Origin of the sequence: Leifsonia virtsii, assembly GCF_030433675.1 — a bacterium.
Classification (GTDB): Bacteria; Actinomycetota; Actinomycetes; order Actinomycetales; family Microbacteriaceae; genus Leifsonia; species Leifsonia virtsii.
In genome coordinates, this window is sequence record NZ_JAROCB010000001.1 from 369333 (window position 1) to 383494 (window position 14162).

The 14162-nt window shown below is 71.0% G+C and carries 14 protein-coding genes; 6 read left to right on the forward strand and 8 right to left on the reverse strand.

Annotated elements, in window-relative coordinates; translation table 11 throughout:
• Nucleotides 1–138 precede the first annotated feature (138 nt).
• From qcrB to ctaE, 4 genes are read right to left on the reverse strand one after another with little or no spacing between them, the layout of a single operon-like run.
• A complete protein-coding gene (gene qcrB, locus P5G59_RS01775) occupies nt 139–1758 on the reverse strand; it encodes a cytochrome bc1 complex cytochrome b subunit (RefSeq protein WP_301215405.1) in 1620 nt (539 codons plus the stop codon).
• The gene (gene qcrA / locus P5G59_RS01780) at nt 1755–2822 is read right to left on the reverse strand and encodes a cytochrome bc1 complex Rieske iron-sulfur subunit (RefSeq protein ID WP_301215407.1); all 1068 of its coding nucleotides are present in this window, start codon (nt 2820–2822) and stop codon (nt 1755–1757) included. Before qcrA ends, qcrB begins: the two co-directional genes overlap by 4 nt.
• A 45-nt stretch (nt 2823–2867) precedes the next feature.
• Nucleotides 2868–3713: a cytochrome bc1 complex diheme cytochrome c subunit gene (gene qcrC, locus P5G59_RS01785; RefSeq protein WP_301215409.1), complete on the reverse strand. Its 846-nt coding sequence runs from the start codon at nt 3711–3713 to the stop codon at nt 2868–2870.
• A gap of 24 nt (nt 3714–3737) precedes the next feature.
• Nucleotides 3738–4376, reverse strand: coding sequence for an aa3-type cytochrome oxidase subunit III (gene ctaE, locus P5G59_RS01790; RefSeq protein WP_301215411.1), 639 nt, complete (start codon nt 4374–4376; stop codon nt 3738–3740).
• Between the two features lie 131 nt (nt 4377–4507).
• Between ctaE and trpD the strand changes: the two genes are divergently transcribed.
• From trpD to dhaM, 4 genes are read left to right on the forward strand one after another with little or no spacing between them, the layout of a single operon-like run.
• Entirely contained in the window at nt 4508–5557 is a 1050-nt protein-coding gene (trpD, locus tag P5G59_RS01795) for an anthranilate phosphoribosyltransferase (RefSeq protein WP_301215413.1), read from the forward strand.
• Nucleotides 5558–5597: 40 nt separating this feature from the next.
• The gene (dhaK, locus tag P5G59_RS01800; RefSeq protein ID WP_301215415.1) at nt 5598–6596 is read left to right on the forward strand and encodes a dihydroxyacetone kinase subunit DhaK; all 999 of its coding nucleotides are present in this window, start codon (nt 5598–5600) and stop codon (nt 6594–6596) included.
• 32 nt (nt 6597–6628) lie between these two features.
• A complete protein-coding gene (gene dhaL / locus P5G59_RS01805; protein WP_301215416.1) occupies nt 6629–7261 on the forward strand; it encodes a dihydroxyacetone kinase subunit DhaL in 633 nt (210 codons plus the stop codon).
• Complete coding sequence (gene dhaM, locus P5G59_RS01810; protein WP_301215418.1) at nt 7258–7965, forward strand: dihydroxyacetone kinase phosphoryl donor subunit DhaM; 708 nt, start codon at nt 7258–7260, stop codon at nt 7963–7965. Before dhaL ends, dhaM begins: the two co-directional genes overlap by 4 nt.
• A gap of 89 nt (nt 7966–8054) precedes the next feature.
• Here dhaM and P5G59_RS01815 read toward each other — a convergent pair whose 3' ends face one another.
• Both P5G59_RS01815 and P5G59_RS01820 read right to left on the reverse strand, forming a co-directional pair.
• Nucleotides 8055–8558 (reverse strand): GNAT family N-acetyltransferase, encoded by a 504-nt coding sequence (locus tag P5G59_RS01815; protein WP_301215420.1) that lies wholly within the window; start codon nt 8556–8558, stop codon nt 8055–8057.
• 2 nt (nt 8559–8560) lie between these two features.
• Nucleotides 8561–9859 (reverse strand): aspartate aminotransferase type Ic, encoded by a 1299-nt coding sequence (locus tag P5G59_RS01820; RefSeq protein WP_301215422.1) that lies wholly within the window; start codon nt 9857–9859, stop codon nt 8561–8563.
• Nucleotides 9860–9967: 108 nt separating this feature from the next.
• Between P5G59_RS01820 and P5G59_RS01825 the strand changes: the two genes are divergently transcribed.
• The gene (locus tag P5G59_RS01825) at nt 9968–10567 is read left to right on the forward strand and encodes a DUF1345 domain-containing protein (RefSeq protein WP_435871240.1); all 600 of its coding nucleotides are present in this window, start codon (nt 9968–9970) and stop codon (nt 10565–10567) included.
• 1 nt (nt 10568) lies between these two features.
• Here P5G59_RS01825 and P5G59_RS01830 read toward each other — a convergent pair whose 3' ends face one another.
• Together P5G59_RS01830 and P5G59_RS01835 are read right to left on the reverse strand one after the other, a co-directional pair.
• Nucleotides 10569–11054 (reverse strand): dihydrofolate reductase, encoded by a 486-nt coding sequence (locus P5G59_RS01830; protein WP_301215426.1) that lies wholly within the window; start codon nt 11052–11054, stop codon nt 10569–10571.
• Nucleotides 11051–11857 carry a thymidylate synthase gene (locus P5G59_RS01835; protein WP_301215428.1) on the reverse strand — a complete coding sequence of 269 codons (807 nt, stop codon included), beginning with the start codon at nt 11855–11857 and terminating at the stop codon, nt 11051–11053. Before P5G59_RS01835 ends, P5G59_RS01830 begins: the two co-directional genes overlap by 4 nt.
• A 62-nt stretch (nt 11858–11919) precedes the next feature.
• Here P5G59_RS01835 and P5G59_RS01840 point away from each other — a divergent pair, with 62 nt between their 5' ends.
• A complete protein-coding gene (locus P5G59_RS01840; protein ID WP_301215429.1) occupies nt 11920–14091 on the forward strand; it encodes a cytosine permease in 2172 nt (723 codons plus the stop codon).
• The last annotated feature ends 71 nt before the right edge of the window (nt 14092–14162 follow it).

Sequence of the window (14162 nt, forward strand, 5' to 3'; positions counted from 1 at the left end):
GGGGCGGCGCTCCCTGGGGGGGGGGGGGGGGTGGTCCAGGTTCTGGGCGCGGCCGCGGGGGAGGGGGGGCGGCGGGGGGACACCCGGACGCGCGGGCGCTAATGCCCGCGCCGCCGCTTCCGTGAGGACGGATGACCGTCAGTGGTGGTCGTGGCCCGACTCGAGCTCGCCGCGGGTGGGCGGCAGGATCCGGTCCTCGAAGAACCAGCGGGACAGGCCTGCGCGCACCCGGTTCGCCGCCGTGATCCGGCCGCGGCGGTTCGGGCGCAGCATCAGCGGCTCGTAGGCCTCCTGCGAGACCAGGCGCCAGCGCTCGTAGTCGCTCAGCTGCTCGTGCACCTCGATGAACTCGCCGCCGGGCAGCTTGACGATGCGACCGGACTCGTAGCCGTGGAGGGCGATCGAGCGATCCTTCTTCTGCAGGGCCAGGCAGACGCGCTTGGTCACGACGAACGCGATCAGCGGGCCGACGAACAGCAGTGCCTGGAGGGTGTGGATGACGCCCTCCATGGTCAGCTTGAAGTGCGTCGCCATGATGTCCGAGCTCGCCGCCGCCCAGAACACGGCGTAGAACGTGACGCCGGCCGCGCCGATGGCGGTGCGGGTCGCCGCATTGCGCGGACGGTCCAGGATGTGGTGCTCGCGCTTGTCGCCCGTGATCCACGCCTCGAGGAACGGGTAGAACATCACGGTCACGATGAACAGTCCGAGGATCGCCACCGGGATGATGATGTTGAACGACCAGGTGCGGTCGAGCCAGACGAACTCCCAGCCCGGCGGGACGAGACGCAGCGCGCCGTCCGCGAAGCCGATGTACCAGTCAGGCTGCGTACCGGCGGACACGGGGGAGGGGTCGTACGGGCCGTAGTTCCAGATCGGGTTGATGGTGAAGAACGACGCCATGAGCGCGACGACACCGAACACGATGAAGAAGAAGCCGCCGGCCTTGGCCGCGTACACCGGGAGGACCGGGTAGCCGACCACGTTGCCCTGGGTGCGTCCGGGCGCCGCGTACTGCGTGTGCTTGTGGATGACCACGAACATGAGGTGCAGCGCGATGAACGCGACGACCAGTGCCGGCAGCAGCAGGATGTGCAGCGTGTAGAGGCGGCCGACGATGGCGGTGCCGGGGAACTCGCCGCCGAACAGCAGGAACGAGATCCACGTGCCGACCACCGGCAGGCCCTTGATCAGGCCGTCGATGATGCGGAGGCCGTTGCCCGAGAGCAGGTCGTCCGGGAGGGAGTAGCCGGTGAAGCCCTCGGCCATCGCCAGGATGAACAGCACGAAGCCGATGACCCAGTTCAGCTCACGCGGCTTGCGGAACGCGCCGGTGAAGAAGATGCGGAGCATGTGGAGGCCGATCGCCGCCACGAACAGCAGCGCCGCCCAGTGGTGGATCTGCCGGACCAGGAGGCCGCCGCGCACCTCGAACGAGATGTTCAGCGTGCTCTGCATGGCCGAGGACATCTCGATGCCCTTCAGCGGCACGTACGAGCCGTTGTAGGTCACCTCCGCCATCGACGCCTGGAAGAAGAACGTCAGGAAGGTGCCCGACAGCAGGATGACGATGAAGCTGTAGAGCGCGACCTCGCCGAGCAGGAACGACCAGTGGTCGGGGAAGATCTTGCGGCCGAACTCCTTGACGGCGCCCGAGATGCTGGTGCGGTCTTCGAGGTAGTTCGCGGCTGCTGCCGTGAACCCGCCCTTCGAAGCCGTCGTCTGTGCCGCAGGGCGTGCGGCGGTCGTGGTGCTCAATGGCGCTCCCAGAAGCTCGGGCCGACGGGCTCGTGGAAGTCGCTGCGGGCGACCAGGTAGCCATCGGCGTCGACGGTGATCGGCAGCTGCGGCAGCGGCCGCTTCGCCGGTCCGAAGATGACCTGCGCCTCGTGCGTGATGTCGAACTGCGACTGGTGGCACGGGCAGAGCAGGTGGTGGGTCTGCTGCTCGTAGAGCGCCACCGGGCACCCGACGTGCGTGCAGATCTTGGAGTAGGCGACGATGCCGTCGTAGTTCCAGTTCTCCTTGCCCTTGGAGACGTGGAGGTCCTCGGGCTTGAGGCGCATGAGCAGCACGGCGGCCTTGGCCTTCTGCTCGAGCATGTCCGGAGCCTCGTTGAGGCCTTCGGGGATGACGTGGAAGGCGCTGCCCAGCGTGACGTCGGACGCCTTGATCGGCGTTCCGGTTGGGTCGCGGGTCAGGCGCACGCCCTTGGCCCACATCGTCTGGGAGAGCAGCTCCACCGGGTCCTCGTTCTCGGGCGCGAGGCCCCGGAACAGGACGACGGCGGGGAGCGGGAAGGCGATCAGCGCACCGATGAGGCTGTTGCGGACGAGGATGCGGCGGCTGAAGCCGGACTCCTCGTCGGCCTGGCGGAAGATCTCCGCCGCGCGTTCGGTGGTCGCCTCGCTGCCGCGCACAGGGTGGCGGAGGTCGACGCCCTCCTTCTCGTGCATGAGCGCCTTGCCCCAGTGGACCGCGCCGATGCCGATGGCGAGGAGCGCCAGGGCGCTGCCGATGCCGATGAACAGGTTGTTCAGGCGCACGGAGCCCGGGTCGCCGTCGACGATCGGGAAGGCGAGGTAGGCGGCGACCGCCCACACCGATCCCGCGATCGAGAGGTAGAACAGCGTGTAGACGGTGCGCTCGGCGCGCCGCTCTTTCCGCGGGTCGAGGTCGGTGACCCGCGGACGGTGCGGCGGGAACCCGGGGTTCTCGACGGCGTCGCGGATGACCACCGCGGTGCCGGCGTCGCCGGTGCGGTGCTCCTCAGACGAACGGGCGGGCGTCAGCTCGTGGCCGCCGTTGTCGTCCTGTGCCATTGCTCTCCTTCTTACGCTGTGTTCGTATCCGAAGTGGGATCCGGATTAATTCGACTTCGCCGTGATCCACACGGTGAGGGCGACGATGGCGCCCAGACCGAAGATCCAGAGGAAGAGGCCCTCGGCCACCGGGCCGAGCGAGCCGAGCTCGAAGCCACCCGGCGACGGGTTGTTCTGGATGTACTTCAGGTACGTGATGATGTCGGCCTTGCCCTGCGGCGTGATGTTCAGATCGTTGAAGACCGGCATGTTCTGCGGTCCGGTGATCATGGCCTCGTAGATGTGCTGGGCGCTGACGCCGGTCAGCGGCGGGGCGAACTTGCCCTCGGTGAGCGCACCGCCCGCGCCGGCGACGTTGTGGCACATGGCGCAGTTGATGCGGAAGAGCTCGGCGCCGTGGGCGGCGTTGCCCTTGCCGTCGAGGTACTTCTGCTCCGGGATGGAGGGGCCGGGGGCGAGCGACGCGACGTAGTCGGCCAGCGCCTTGACCTGCTCGTCGGTGAACTGCACCGGCTTCTGCTCGGCCTGCGGGCCCTGCATCTGCATCGGCATGCGACCGGTGCCGACCTGGAAGTCGACCGCGGCGGCGCCGACGCCGATCAGGCTCGGGGCGACCGAGCTGCCCTGGGCGTCGAGGCCGTGGCAGGTGGCGCAGTTCGACTGGAAGAGCTTCTTGCCCTCGTCGACCGAGGTCTGGCTCGCTGCCGCGACCTGCGGCTCCTCGGCGGACGCCGTGGTGGTGGTGAACGCGGCGTAGGCTCCGCCGGTCAGGCCGAGGCCGATCGCGAGGAGCGCGACGGTGGCCAGCGGGTGACGGCGGCCGGCCTTGCGCGCAGGCTTCGCCTTGCGGACGGGCGAGGCCGGTGCTTTTCCGGGTGTACGGGGACGCATGGGGTGAAGAACGCTCCTGTTTCCTTATCGGATGATGTAGATGACCGCGAACAGCCCGATCCACACGACGTCGACGAAGTGCCAGTAGTAGGAGACCACGATGGCGCTCGTCGCCTCCTTGTGGCCGAAGGTCTTGACCGCGAAAGCGCGGCCGATCACGAGCAGGAAGGCGATGAGGCCGCCCGTCACGTGGAGCGCGTGGAACCCGGTGGTCAGGTAGAACGCCGACCCGTAGGCGTTGGCGCTGAGCGAGACGCCCTCGGAGACGAGCGTGGCGTATTCGAGCACCTGGCCCGACACGAAGATCGCTCCGAGGATGTAGGAGAGGGTGAACCACTCGACCATTCCCCACTTGGCCGGGCTCCACCCCGTGCGGCGCGGCTGCAGGCGCTCCGCCGCGAACACGCCGAACTGGCAGGTGAACGAGCTCGCCACCAGGATGATCGTGTTCGTCAGCGCGTACGGGACGTTGAGGTGCTGCGTCTCGGCGGCCCACAGATCGGGCGAGGTCGACTTGAGCGTGAAGTAGATCGCGAACAGACCCGCGAAGAACATCACCTCGGAGCCGAGCCAGACGATCGTGCCGACGGCCACGACATTGGGCCGGTTGATCGCCGGCGCACTCGTTGCAGGAGAAATGGAGGTGCTCGTCACGTAACCCATTATGGCTGAAAAGAACCCATGGTTTTCCCACCTAGGGGGCTTGAATCGGCCGGATTCGAGGTTAGGAGCGCCTCAGGATGCCCCACGGGCCGCTATCGCCGTGGCGTGTCGCCCGCCGATAGGATCGCTTCATGTCCCACACGCAGTCCTGGTCGTCCGTGCTGACGTCGCTCCTCGCCGGGGAGCACCTGAGCGTGGCGGACGCGGCGTGGGCCATGGACCAGGTCATGACGGGCGAGGCGACGGACGCCCAGCTGGCGGCCTTCCTCATCGCGTTGCGCGCGAAGGGCGAGACCGTCGACGAGATCGTCGGCTTCCGGGATGCGATCCTTGATCACGCCGTGCCGCTCGAGGTCGACCCGATGGCGCTCGACATCGTCGGCACCGGCGGCGACCGCTTCGGCACGGTGAACGTGTCGACCACGGCGTCCATCGTCGCGGCGGCGGCCGGCGTGCCCGTCATCAAGCACGGCAACCGGGCGGCCAGCTCCTCGTCGGGCTCGTCCGACGTGCTCGCCGCCCTCGGCATCGACCTCACGCTCCCGGCGGAGCGGGTCGCCGAGGTGCTGGAGACCGCAGGCATCACCTTCGCGTACGCCAGCGCGTTCCACCCCGGCTTCGCGCACGCCGGCCCCGTGCGGGCGCAGCTCGGCGTCCCCACCGTCTTCAACTACCTCGGCCCGCTCTGCAACCCGGCGCGCCCCGAGGCGTCCGCGGTCGGCGTCGCGACGCTCGACCGCATCCCGCTCATCGTCGGCGTGTTCCAGACCCGCGGCGCCACCGCGCTGGTCTTCCGCGGCGACGACGGGCTCGACGAGCTGTCGACCACCGGTCACAGCCACGTCTGGGAGGTCTCGAGGGGCCTCGTCACCGAGCACGACATCGATCCGCGCGATCTGGGCATCCCGCGCGCCAGGATCGACGACCTGCTCGGGAAGGATGCCGCGTATAACGCGGCTGTCGTGCGTGCCGTGCTGGCGGGAGAAGAAGGCCCCGTGCGCGACATCGTGCTGCTCAACGCGGCGGCCGGGCTCGTCTCCTACGAGCTCGCGTCCGACCCGTCGAGGGTCCAGGAGTCCATCCTGGATCGGTTCCGTTCGCAAATGGCGGTCGCCGCCGACGCGATCGACTCCGGGGCTGCGGCCGCGAAGCTCGAAGAATGGGTGGCGGCGACGCACTGACGGCAGTGGAGGCTCCACTGCAGTGGAAGGAATGGTTTCGATGAAGAAGCTCATTAACGACGTACCCGACGTCGTGACCGAGTCCCTCGCGGGGTTCGGCCGGGCTCACGCGGACATCGTCCGGGTGTCGCAGGATCCGAAGTTCGTCTCACGCGCCGACGGCCCCGTCCAGGGCAAGGTCGGACTGGTCAGCGGCGGCGGCAGCGGCCACGAGCCCCTCCACGCCGGCTTCGTCGGCAAGGGCATGCTGGACGCCGCGGTGCCGGGCGAGGTGTTCACCTCCCCGACCCCCATGCCGATCGTCGAGGCCACCAAGGCCGCGGACGGCGGCGCCGGCGTGCTCCACATCGTCAAGAACTACACCGGCGACGTGCTCAACTTCGAGACGGCGGCCGACCTGGTCGGCGCCGAGGGCATCACCGTGCGCTCCGTCATCGTCAACGACGACGTGGCCGTGCAGGACTCCCTCTACACCGCCGGCCGTCGCGGCGTCGCCGGGACCGTGCTGGTCGAGAAGATCGCGGGCGCGGCCGCCGACCGCGGGGACGACCTCGACGCCGTCACCGCGATCGCGGAGCGCGTCAACGCCAACGTGCGCTCGATCGGCCTCGCGCTGACCGACGGCACGGTGCCCCACGCGGGCGAGCCGGGGTTCGTGCTGCCGGAGGACGAGATCGAGTTCGGCGTGGGCATCCACGGCGAGCCGGGCCGTGAGCGCATCAAGCTGGAGCCGGCCGACCGCCTGGTGGACCGGATGATGGACGCGATCCTCACCGACCTGTCCTTCGAGGGCTCGCCGGTGCTGCTATTCGTCAACGGCATGGGCGGCACCCCGCTGTCGGAGCTCTACATCCTGTTCCGCCGCGCCGCCGAGATCCTCGACGAGCGGGGCATCGAGCTCAGCCGGTCGCTCGTGGGCAACTACGTCACCTCGCTGGAGATGCAGGGCGCCTCGATCACCCTGCTCAAGCTGGACGACGAGTTCACCCAGCTGTGGGACGCGCCCGTCCACACGGCCGCGCTGCGCTGGGGCCTGTAGGAAGCCGGAACGACAAGACAAGGGAGGCGTCGATGACGCTGGACACGAACTGGGTCAAGGAGTGGATCGTCGCTGCCGCCGCATCCATCGGCGAGCACAAGCAGGAGCTGAACACGCTCGATCGCGAGATCGGCGACGGCGACCACGGCGAGAACATGGACCGGGGCCTCAAGGCGTCGGTCGCGGCGCTGGAGAAGCTCCCGGACGACGCGACGCCGAACGCGGCGTTGCGCTCGGTCGCCATGACCCTGATCTCGACGGTGGGGGGTGCGTCCGGGCCGCTGTACGGCACGGCGTTCCTGAAGGCGGCGGAGCCGGTCGGCGACGCCGAGGCGATCGACGAGACGACGCTCGTCGCGGCCCTGAGGGCCGGGCGAGACGGCATCGTGTCCCGCGGGAAGGCCGAGCCGGGCGACAAGACCATGGTCGACGCCTGGACGCCTGCGGTGGACGCCGCCGCCGCGGCGCAGGAGTCGGGGGCCTCGGCCGCCGGCATCCTGGCCGCGGCGGCGGAGGCCGCCGAGAAGGGCTCGGACGCGACCATCCCGCTCGTCGCCCGCAAGGGCCGGGCGAGCTACCTCGGTGAGCGGTCGGCGGGCCACCGCGACCCGGGGGCGCAGTCGACGGCTCTGCTGCTGCGCGCGGCCGCCGGGGTGGCCGGATGAGCGCGAAGGTCGGTGTCGTCTTCGTCTCGCACAGTCCGCAGATCGCCGCAGGAATGGTGGCGCTGGCCGGTCAGATGGCCGGGTCGGTGGCGCTCGTCGCCGCGGGCGGCACCGACGACGACGGGATCGGCACCAGCTTCACCAAGGTGATGTCCGGCGTCGGGGAGGCAGACGGCGGTGCGGGGGTCGTCGTGATCAGCGACCTCGGCTCGGCGCTGCTGACCGCCGAGACCGTGCTCGACATGCTGGACGAGGAGCAGCGCGCCCGCGTTCGCGTGGTCGACGTGCCGTTCGTGGAGGGCGGCGTCGCCGCGGCGGTGGCCGCCGAGTCCGGCGGGAGCCTGGACGACGTGGTCGCGGCCGCGGAGGGCGCGATCGACGCGTGGGCGGGGAAGGACGCAGCCGCGGCGGCGGCCGAGCCGGCCCCCGCGCAGGCACCCGCCGACGGCCCGTACGAGCGCGAGGTGCTCGTGCGCAACCCCGAGGGCCTGCACGCGCGCCCGGCGGCCGAGTTCGTGAAGCTCGCGAACACGTTCCCCGCGAAGGTGACCGTCAACGGCAAGGACGCGAAGAGCCTCCTCGGCATCATGTCCCTCGGCCTCACCGCCGGCTCCACCGCGCGCATCGCGACGGACGCGCCCGACGGCCGTCCTGCCGTCGACGCCCTCGCCGACCTCGTCGACACCGGCTTCGGCGAGGTCTGACCCGCTCGCCCCTCCGCCAAGCCATCAGCTCCTGAGTTCTTCGACCTCCGCCCGGCGTGTCGGGTCGAACAACTCAGGAGCTCTTGGCCTCAGGGGAGGGGGAGGAACATCTCCCGTTCGAGGGCGGAGCGGTCGAGGGGGTAGGGCTGGGTGCGGCCGGTGAAGGCGAAGCCGCGGCGGAGGTAGGAACGGATGGCGGGCCGGTTGTCCTCGTGCACGTCGAGCAGCAGCCGGTCGCCGCGGCCACGCGCCCAGTCGATGACGGCGTCGAGGAGCGCATCCGTCATTCCGTGCTCGCGTCCGCGCCATGCGGGAGTGACGTAGACGCCGACGAGGTAGGGCTCGGCGGCGGGCGACGACTGGAAGCCGCCCATGCTGCCGAGCCAGCGGCCGTCGTCCGCGACCGCGGCGAACAGCCGGCTCGTCGAGCCCGTGTTCGCCGCGCGGCGCCGCCAGTGCTCGTCGGGATGGGTCCTCGCGTGCTCGAGCGTCTCCAGGAAGGCGATCGGAGCGTCCTGCAGCATCTCGAACCGCAGCGCGCGGTACTCCCGCCAGTCGTCCTCGGTGCTGGCGCGGACGACCCAGCCGGTCACGGTCAGTCCCGGCCGGCCAGCAGGGTCTCCGCCTCCGCGAGGAGGATCGCCGTGCACAACCCGTCGAGCGCCGTCCGGAGCTCCTCGACCGGAGGGAACGTCGGCGCGATGCGGATGTTGGCGTCGCGCGGGTCGTCGCCGTACGGGAACGTCGCACCGGCGGGCGTGACCGCGATCCCGGCCTCCTTCGCCAGCTGCACCGCGCGCTTCGCGCTGCCGTCGAGCACGTCGAGGCTGACGAAGTAGCCGCCCTTCGGCGCGTTCCAGGTGCCGGCGCCCCACGGCGCGAGCCGCTCGCGGAATGCCGTGTCGACCGCCGCGAACTTCGGCTCCAGGATGGTGCGGTGCTTCTCCATGTGCGCCGAGAGCCCGTCGGCGTCCTTCAGCAGCTGGACGTGCCGCAGCTGGTTCAGCTTGTCCGGCCCGATGCTCTGCGCGGCCGCGTTGTGCTGGAACCAGGCCACGTTGGCCTCCGAGGCGCCGAAGAAGGCCACGCCGGCGCCGGGGAAGGTCACCTTGGAGGTGGAGGCGAAGATCAGCGGGCGGTCCGGGTTGCCGGCCTCCGCGGCCAGCGCCAGCACGTCGATCGGCGCGGGTCGGTCGTCGCTCAGGTGGTGCACGGCGTACGCGTTGTCCCAGAACAGCCGGAAGTCGGGGGCGGCAGGCATGGAGACGAGCGCGCGCACGACCTCCTCGCTGTACACGGCGCCGGTCGGGTTGGAGTAGACCGGCACGCACCACATGCCCTTGATGCTGTCGTCGGCGGCCAGCAGGGAGGCGACGGCCTCGACGTCCGGGCCGTCCTCGTTCATCGGCACCGGGATCATCCGGATGCCGAAGCGCTCCAGGATGGTGAAGTGCCGGTCGTACCCGGGCACGGGCGCCAGGAAGCTGATCGACTGCCGGCCCCACGGCAGTTCCCCGCCCGGCACGCCGTGGATGAGCGCCTGAGCGATCGTGTCGTGCATGATCGTCAGGCTGGAGTTGCCGAGAGCCAGCAGCTGAGCCACCGGCACCCGCAGCGCGTCGGCGAAGATCGCACGCAGCTCGGGAAGGCCGTTCGGACCGCCGTAGTTGCGCAGGTCGGTGCCCGCCGCGTCGCGGTAGGCGCCGTCGGGCAGGTGGAGCAGGTCGTTCGAGAGGTCGAGCTGGTCGGCGGACGGCTTGCCTCGCGTGATGTCGAGCGCGAGGCCCGCGGCCTTCAGCTCGTCGTACGCCTGCGCGAACGCGGCGTGCGCCTCGCGGAGGGCGGCGGTGTCGAGGTCGGCGAGCGGTGCGGGGGAGAGCAGTGCGGAGGTCACGTGAACGATCGTACCGGCGCTGCTTCCCGCAATGCCCAGGCGACGTGTGCGAACATCCGGGATGTGAGCAACGAACTGGAGCACGGCCGGGGACGGACCCGTGCGAAGATGGCGACCGCTGTCGGCAGCGGGGTGGTCGTCGCTGTGGTGGTCGGCCTGCTGAACGCCTGGCACTATGCGGCCATCGCAGGCTGGGCTGCGGCGTGCGCCGTCTACATCGCGTGGGTGTGGATCTCGGTCTGGCGCCTCGACGGAAAGGCGACGAAGGATCACGCGACGCTGGAGGACCCGGGCAGGCGCGTCACCGATCTGGTGCTCATCCTGGCGTCGATCGCCAGCGTGTTCGCGGTGGTCTACATCCTCGTCGACGCGAAGTCGCTGAAGGGCGGCGCACAGCTGGGGGTCGCCCTCCTCGCCGTGGTGAGCATCGCGCTCTCCTGGACGCTGGTGCACACCGTCTACATGCTCCGGTACGCCCGCATCTACTACCGCACGGGCGGCGGCGTCGACTTCAACCAGCGCGAGGACCCGAGGTACAGCGACTTCGCCTACCTGTCCTTCACCCTCGGGATGACGTTCCAGGTCTCCGACACCAACATCCGGAGCTCGTACATCCGGCAGACGATCCTCCGCCACACGCTGCTCTCGTACCTGTTCGGCACCGTCATCGTGGCCGCGACGGTGAACCTCGTCGCGGGTCTCACCTGAGTCAGCGGGTGTAGGTGACGAAGCGGTACCGCATCCCGTTGGACGCGGTCTGCCACTCGCCGGCCTCGACGTTCGTCCAGCCGTCGCCCGGCTCGGGCGCCTGCGTGTCGCCGTCGACGTCGAGGTCGATCTCGGTGATCTCCAGCCGGTCGGCGCGAGGGAGCGCCTCCCGGTACAGCTCGCCGCCGCCGGTGATCCACACGGTGTCCGCGTCGCCCGCGGCGGTGAGGGCGTCGTCCAGCGAGTGCGCGACGACCGCGCCGGGCGCCGCCCAGTCGGCCCGGCGCGTGATGACGATGTTGGTGCGGCCCGGGAGCGGCCGGTAGCGCTCGGGGAGCGACTCCCAGGTCCGGCGGCCCATCACGACGGGGTCGCTGCCGGTGAGCGCGCGGAAATGGCGCAGATCCTCGGTGAGGTGCCAGGGCATCACGCCACCGGCCCCGATCACGCGGTCGTTCGCCTGCGCCCAGATCAGCGCGAGCGTCATACGGCGACCGCGGCCCGGATCGCCGGGTGGTGCTGGTAGTCCTCCACGACGAAATCCTCGAACCGGTAGTCGAAGATGCTCTCGGGCGTGCGGGCGAAGCGCAGGCGCGGGGCGGGGAACGGGTCGCGCGTGAGCTGCTCGGTCACCTGCTCCACGTGGTTGTCGTAGATGTGGACGTCGCCGCCGGTCCAGACGAACTCGCCCGGCTCGAGCCCCACCTGCTGGGCGACCATCATGGTCAGCAGCGCGTAGCTGGCAATGTTGAACGGGACGCCGAGGAACATGTCCGCGCTGCGCTGGTACAGCTGGCAGGAGAGCTTGCCGTCGGCGACGTAGAACTGGAAGAACGCGTGGCAGGGGGCGAGGGCCATCTGCGGGATGTCGGCGACGTTCCAGGCGGAGACGATGATGCGGCGCGAGTCCGGGTCGCTGCGCAGGGTGTCGACGACCTGCTGGATCTGGTCGATGTGCCGGCCGTCCGGAGCGGGCCAGGAGCGCCACTGGACGCCGTAGACCGGCCCCAGCTCGCCGTCGGCGTCCGCCCACTCGTCCCAGATCGTGACGCCGTTCTCACGCAGCCAGCCCACGTTGCTGTCGCCGCGCAGGAACCAGAGCAGCTCGTACGCGATCGACTTGAAGTGGACGCGCTTGGTGGTGATGAGCGGGAAGCCCTCCGCCAGGTCGAAGCGCAGCTGCCGGCCGAAGACGCTGCGGGTGCCCGTGCCGGTCCGGTCCGATTTGTGCGTGCCGGTGGCCAGCACGTCGCGCAGCAGGTCCTCGTAGGGGGTTGCGATCTCGCTCACACCCCCGATGGTACTTGCCTGCCCTCTCCTCAGGGGCGCACGGCGCGTCGTAGTGTGGCCTCATGGACCGGGCACCGGAGGGCGAGCGCCACAGCGACGACGAGCTCGCCAGTGCGCTGGAGGAGGAGGTCGCCCGGATCACCACGGCCATCCCGATCGTGGTGCCGCGGGCCGAGGCGCGGAGTGCCGCCGTGCCGGTCCCTCCGTCTGACCAGGAGCACGGCGACGAGGTCGCCGAGAGTGCTGAGGACGACGAGGGGGAGTGGAGCGGCCCGCCGACCGAGCTCATCAGCTTCGACGACCTCCCTGTGCGTCGGGAGCCGACCGGGCCGGAGCCGACGTTCAGCCCCTGGGTGGCGACCGCCGCCATCCCGATCCAGCGCGCGGAGCCCGAGACGGAGCAGCCGCCGGAGGTGAAGGAGGAGACGGTCGCTCCGCCCGCTTTCCGTCCGGTCGCCCGCGCGGAGCCGCTCGACCTCGTGCCCGAGGAGCTGGCGCCACGCGACTCCGAGCCGGTCCCGGTCGTGGCCGTGGCTCCCTCGGCCGTCGCCGCTCCTCCGGTGGCGGAGAGCGCTACCGCGGTCGACGCCGCGCCGGTCCCCGCGCTCCCGGCCGCCGACGCACCGGTCTCGGCGCCCGTGCCCGCTCCGCACGTCGCCCGCCATCTGGACGCCGACGTGCCGGACGACGCCGACGACGCCCCCGCCGGCCCCGGGAACGGCGCGCACCGCGCCACCGCAACCGTCGCGACGCCGCGCACGGGCGACGCCGACGCCCTGCTCGGCGGCCGCCGCGCCGCCCCGGGCCAGCTCACCACCGAGACCGCCGACCTCGAGCCGACGGCGGTCGAGCGCCGGGTGGGTCGTGCATCCCGGATGTTCTGGCTGTGGTTCGCCGGCACGTCGTCGCTCATCAGCGTCGGCGTCGGCGCGACCCTGTTCGTGCTCGGACTCAACCTGCGCCAGCTGCTCATCGCGACGCTCGTCGGCGTCGCGATGTCCTTCCTCCCGCTCGGCGTCGGCACGCTCGCCGGCAAGTGGAGCGGCCAACCGACGCTGGTCGTCTCCCGGGCGTCGTTCGGGATGGTCGGCAACATCGTCCCGACCGTGCTCGCGCTCGTGGTCAAGCTGTTCTGGGGCGCCGTGCTGCTCTGGCTGGCGGGCTCGGCCGCCGGGTCGCTCACGGCGGCGGAGCAGTGGCCGGGCAGCCCGGTCGCCGCGACCGCGGCGGCGCTCGCCGTGACCATCGCCGTCGCCGTCGCTGTCGCCTACGTGGGCTACGGGCTGGTCGCCCGGGTGCAGCTGGTGCTGACCGTCGCCTCCGCCGTCCTCATCGTGCTCATGGTGACCGCCACCTGGCGGCACGTGGACCTCGGCAGGGCCCTCGCCGTGCCCGACGCCTTCTGGACGCACGTGGTGACGGGGGCCGTGCTGGTGTTCAGCTACGTCGGGCTGGCCTGGGCGATGAGCAGCGCGGAGGTGGCCCGCTATCAGCGTCCGCGCTCCTCGGGCGGCGCCGCCATGCTCTGGGCGACGTTCGGCGCGGCCGTCCCGCCGTTCGTGCTGGTGTCCTACGGCGGTCTCCTCGCCGCCTCCAACCCCGGGCTCGCCGGGGAGCTGGCGCGCGATCCGGTGGCGGGGCTGGTCGCGCTCGGGCTCCCGGCCTGGTACCCGGTGCCGCTGCTGCTCGCGGTCGGACTGTCCCTCGTCTCCGCGCTCGTGCTGACCATCTACTCGGCGGGCTTCACGCTCGACGCGGCCGGCGTCCGCCTCGGCCGGCGCTGGAGCACGCTCATCGCGGGCGCCGCGATCGCCGTCGTCGGCGGCGTGCTCGCCGCGACCGTGACCGACCTGTCGACGGTCGTGCGCGGCATCCCGACGGCGCTGTCGGTGCCCGTCGCCGCGTGGGTCGGCGTGTTCTCGGGGGAGATGATGCTGCGCACCCGCCGCTTCCACCAGCCGTCTCTGGTGCGCCGCGGCGGCGTCTACCCGGACTGGCGCTGGGTGAACCTGGCGCTGCTCATCGCAGGGACGGTGGTCGGGCTCGGCCTGATCAGCTCCGAGCTGCCGTGGCTCGGCTGGGAGGGCTACCTCTTCCGCCTCGGCGGGATCGACCCGCGCGCGGGGATCGGGGCGAGCAACATCGGCGTGGTGGCGGCGCTCGCCGTCGGCCTGGTCGGTGCGCTCGTCTCGGCGCCGGGCGCGGTGCGGCGGCAGGAGGCGGCGCGAGCGTGAGCCCGTTCTGCACATCCGGCGGAGTTGTCCACATGACCGCTTCCGCCCGGCAGGCGGCTGGGCGCATCCCG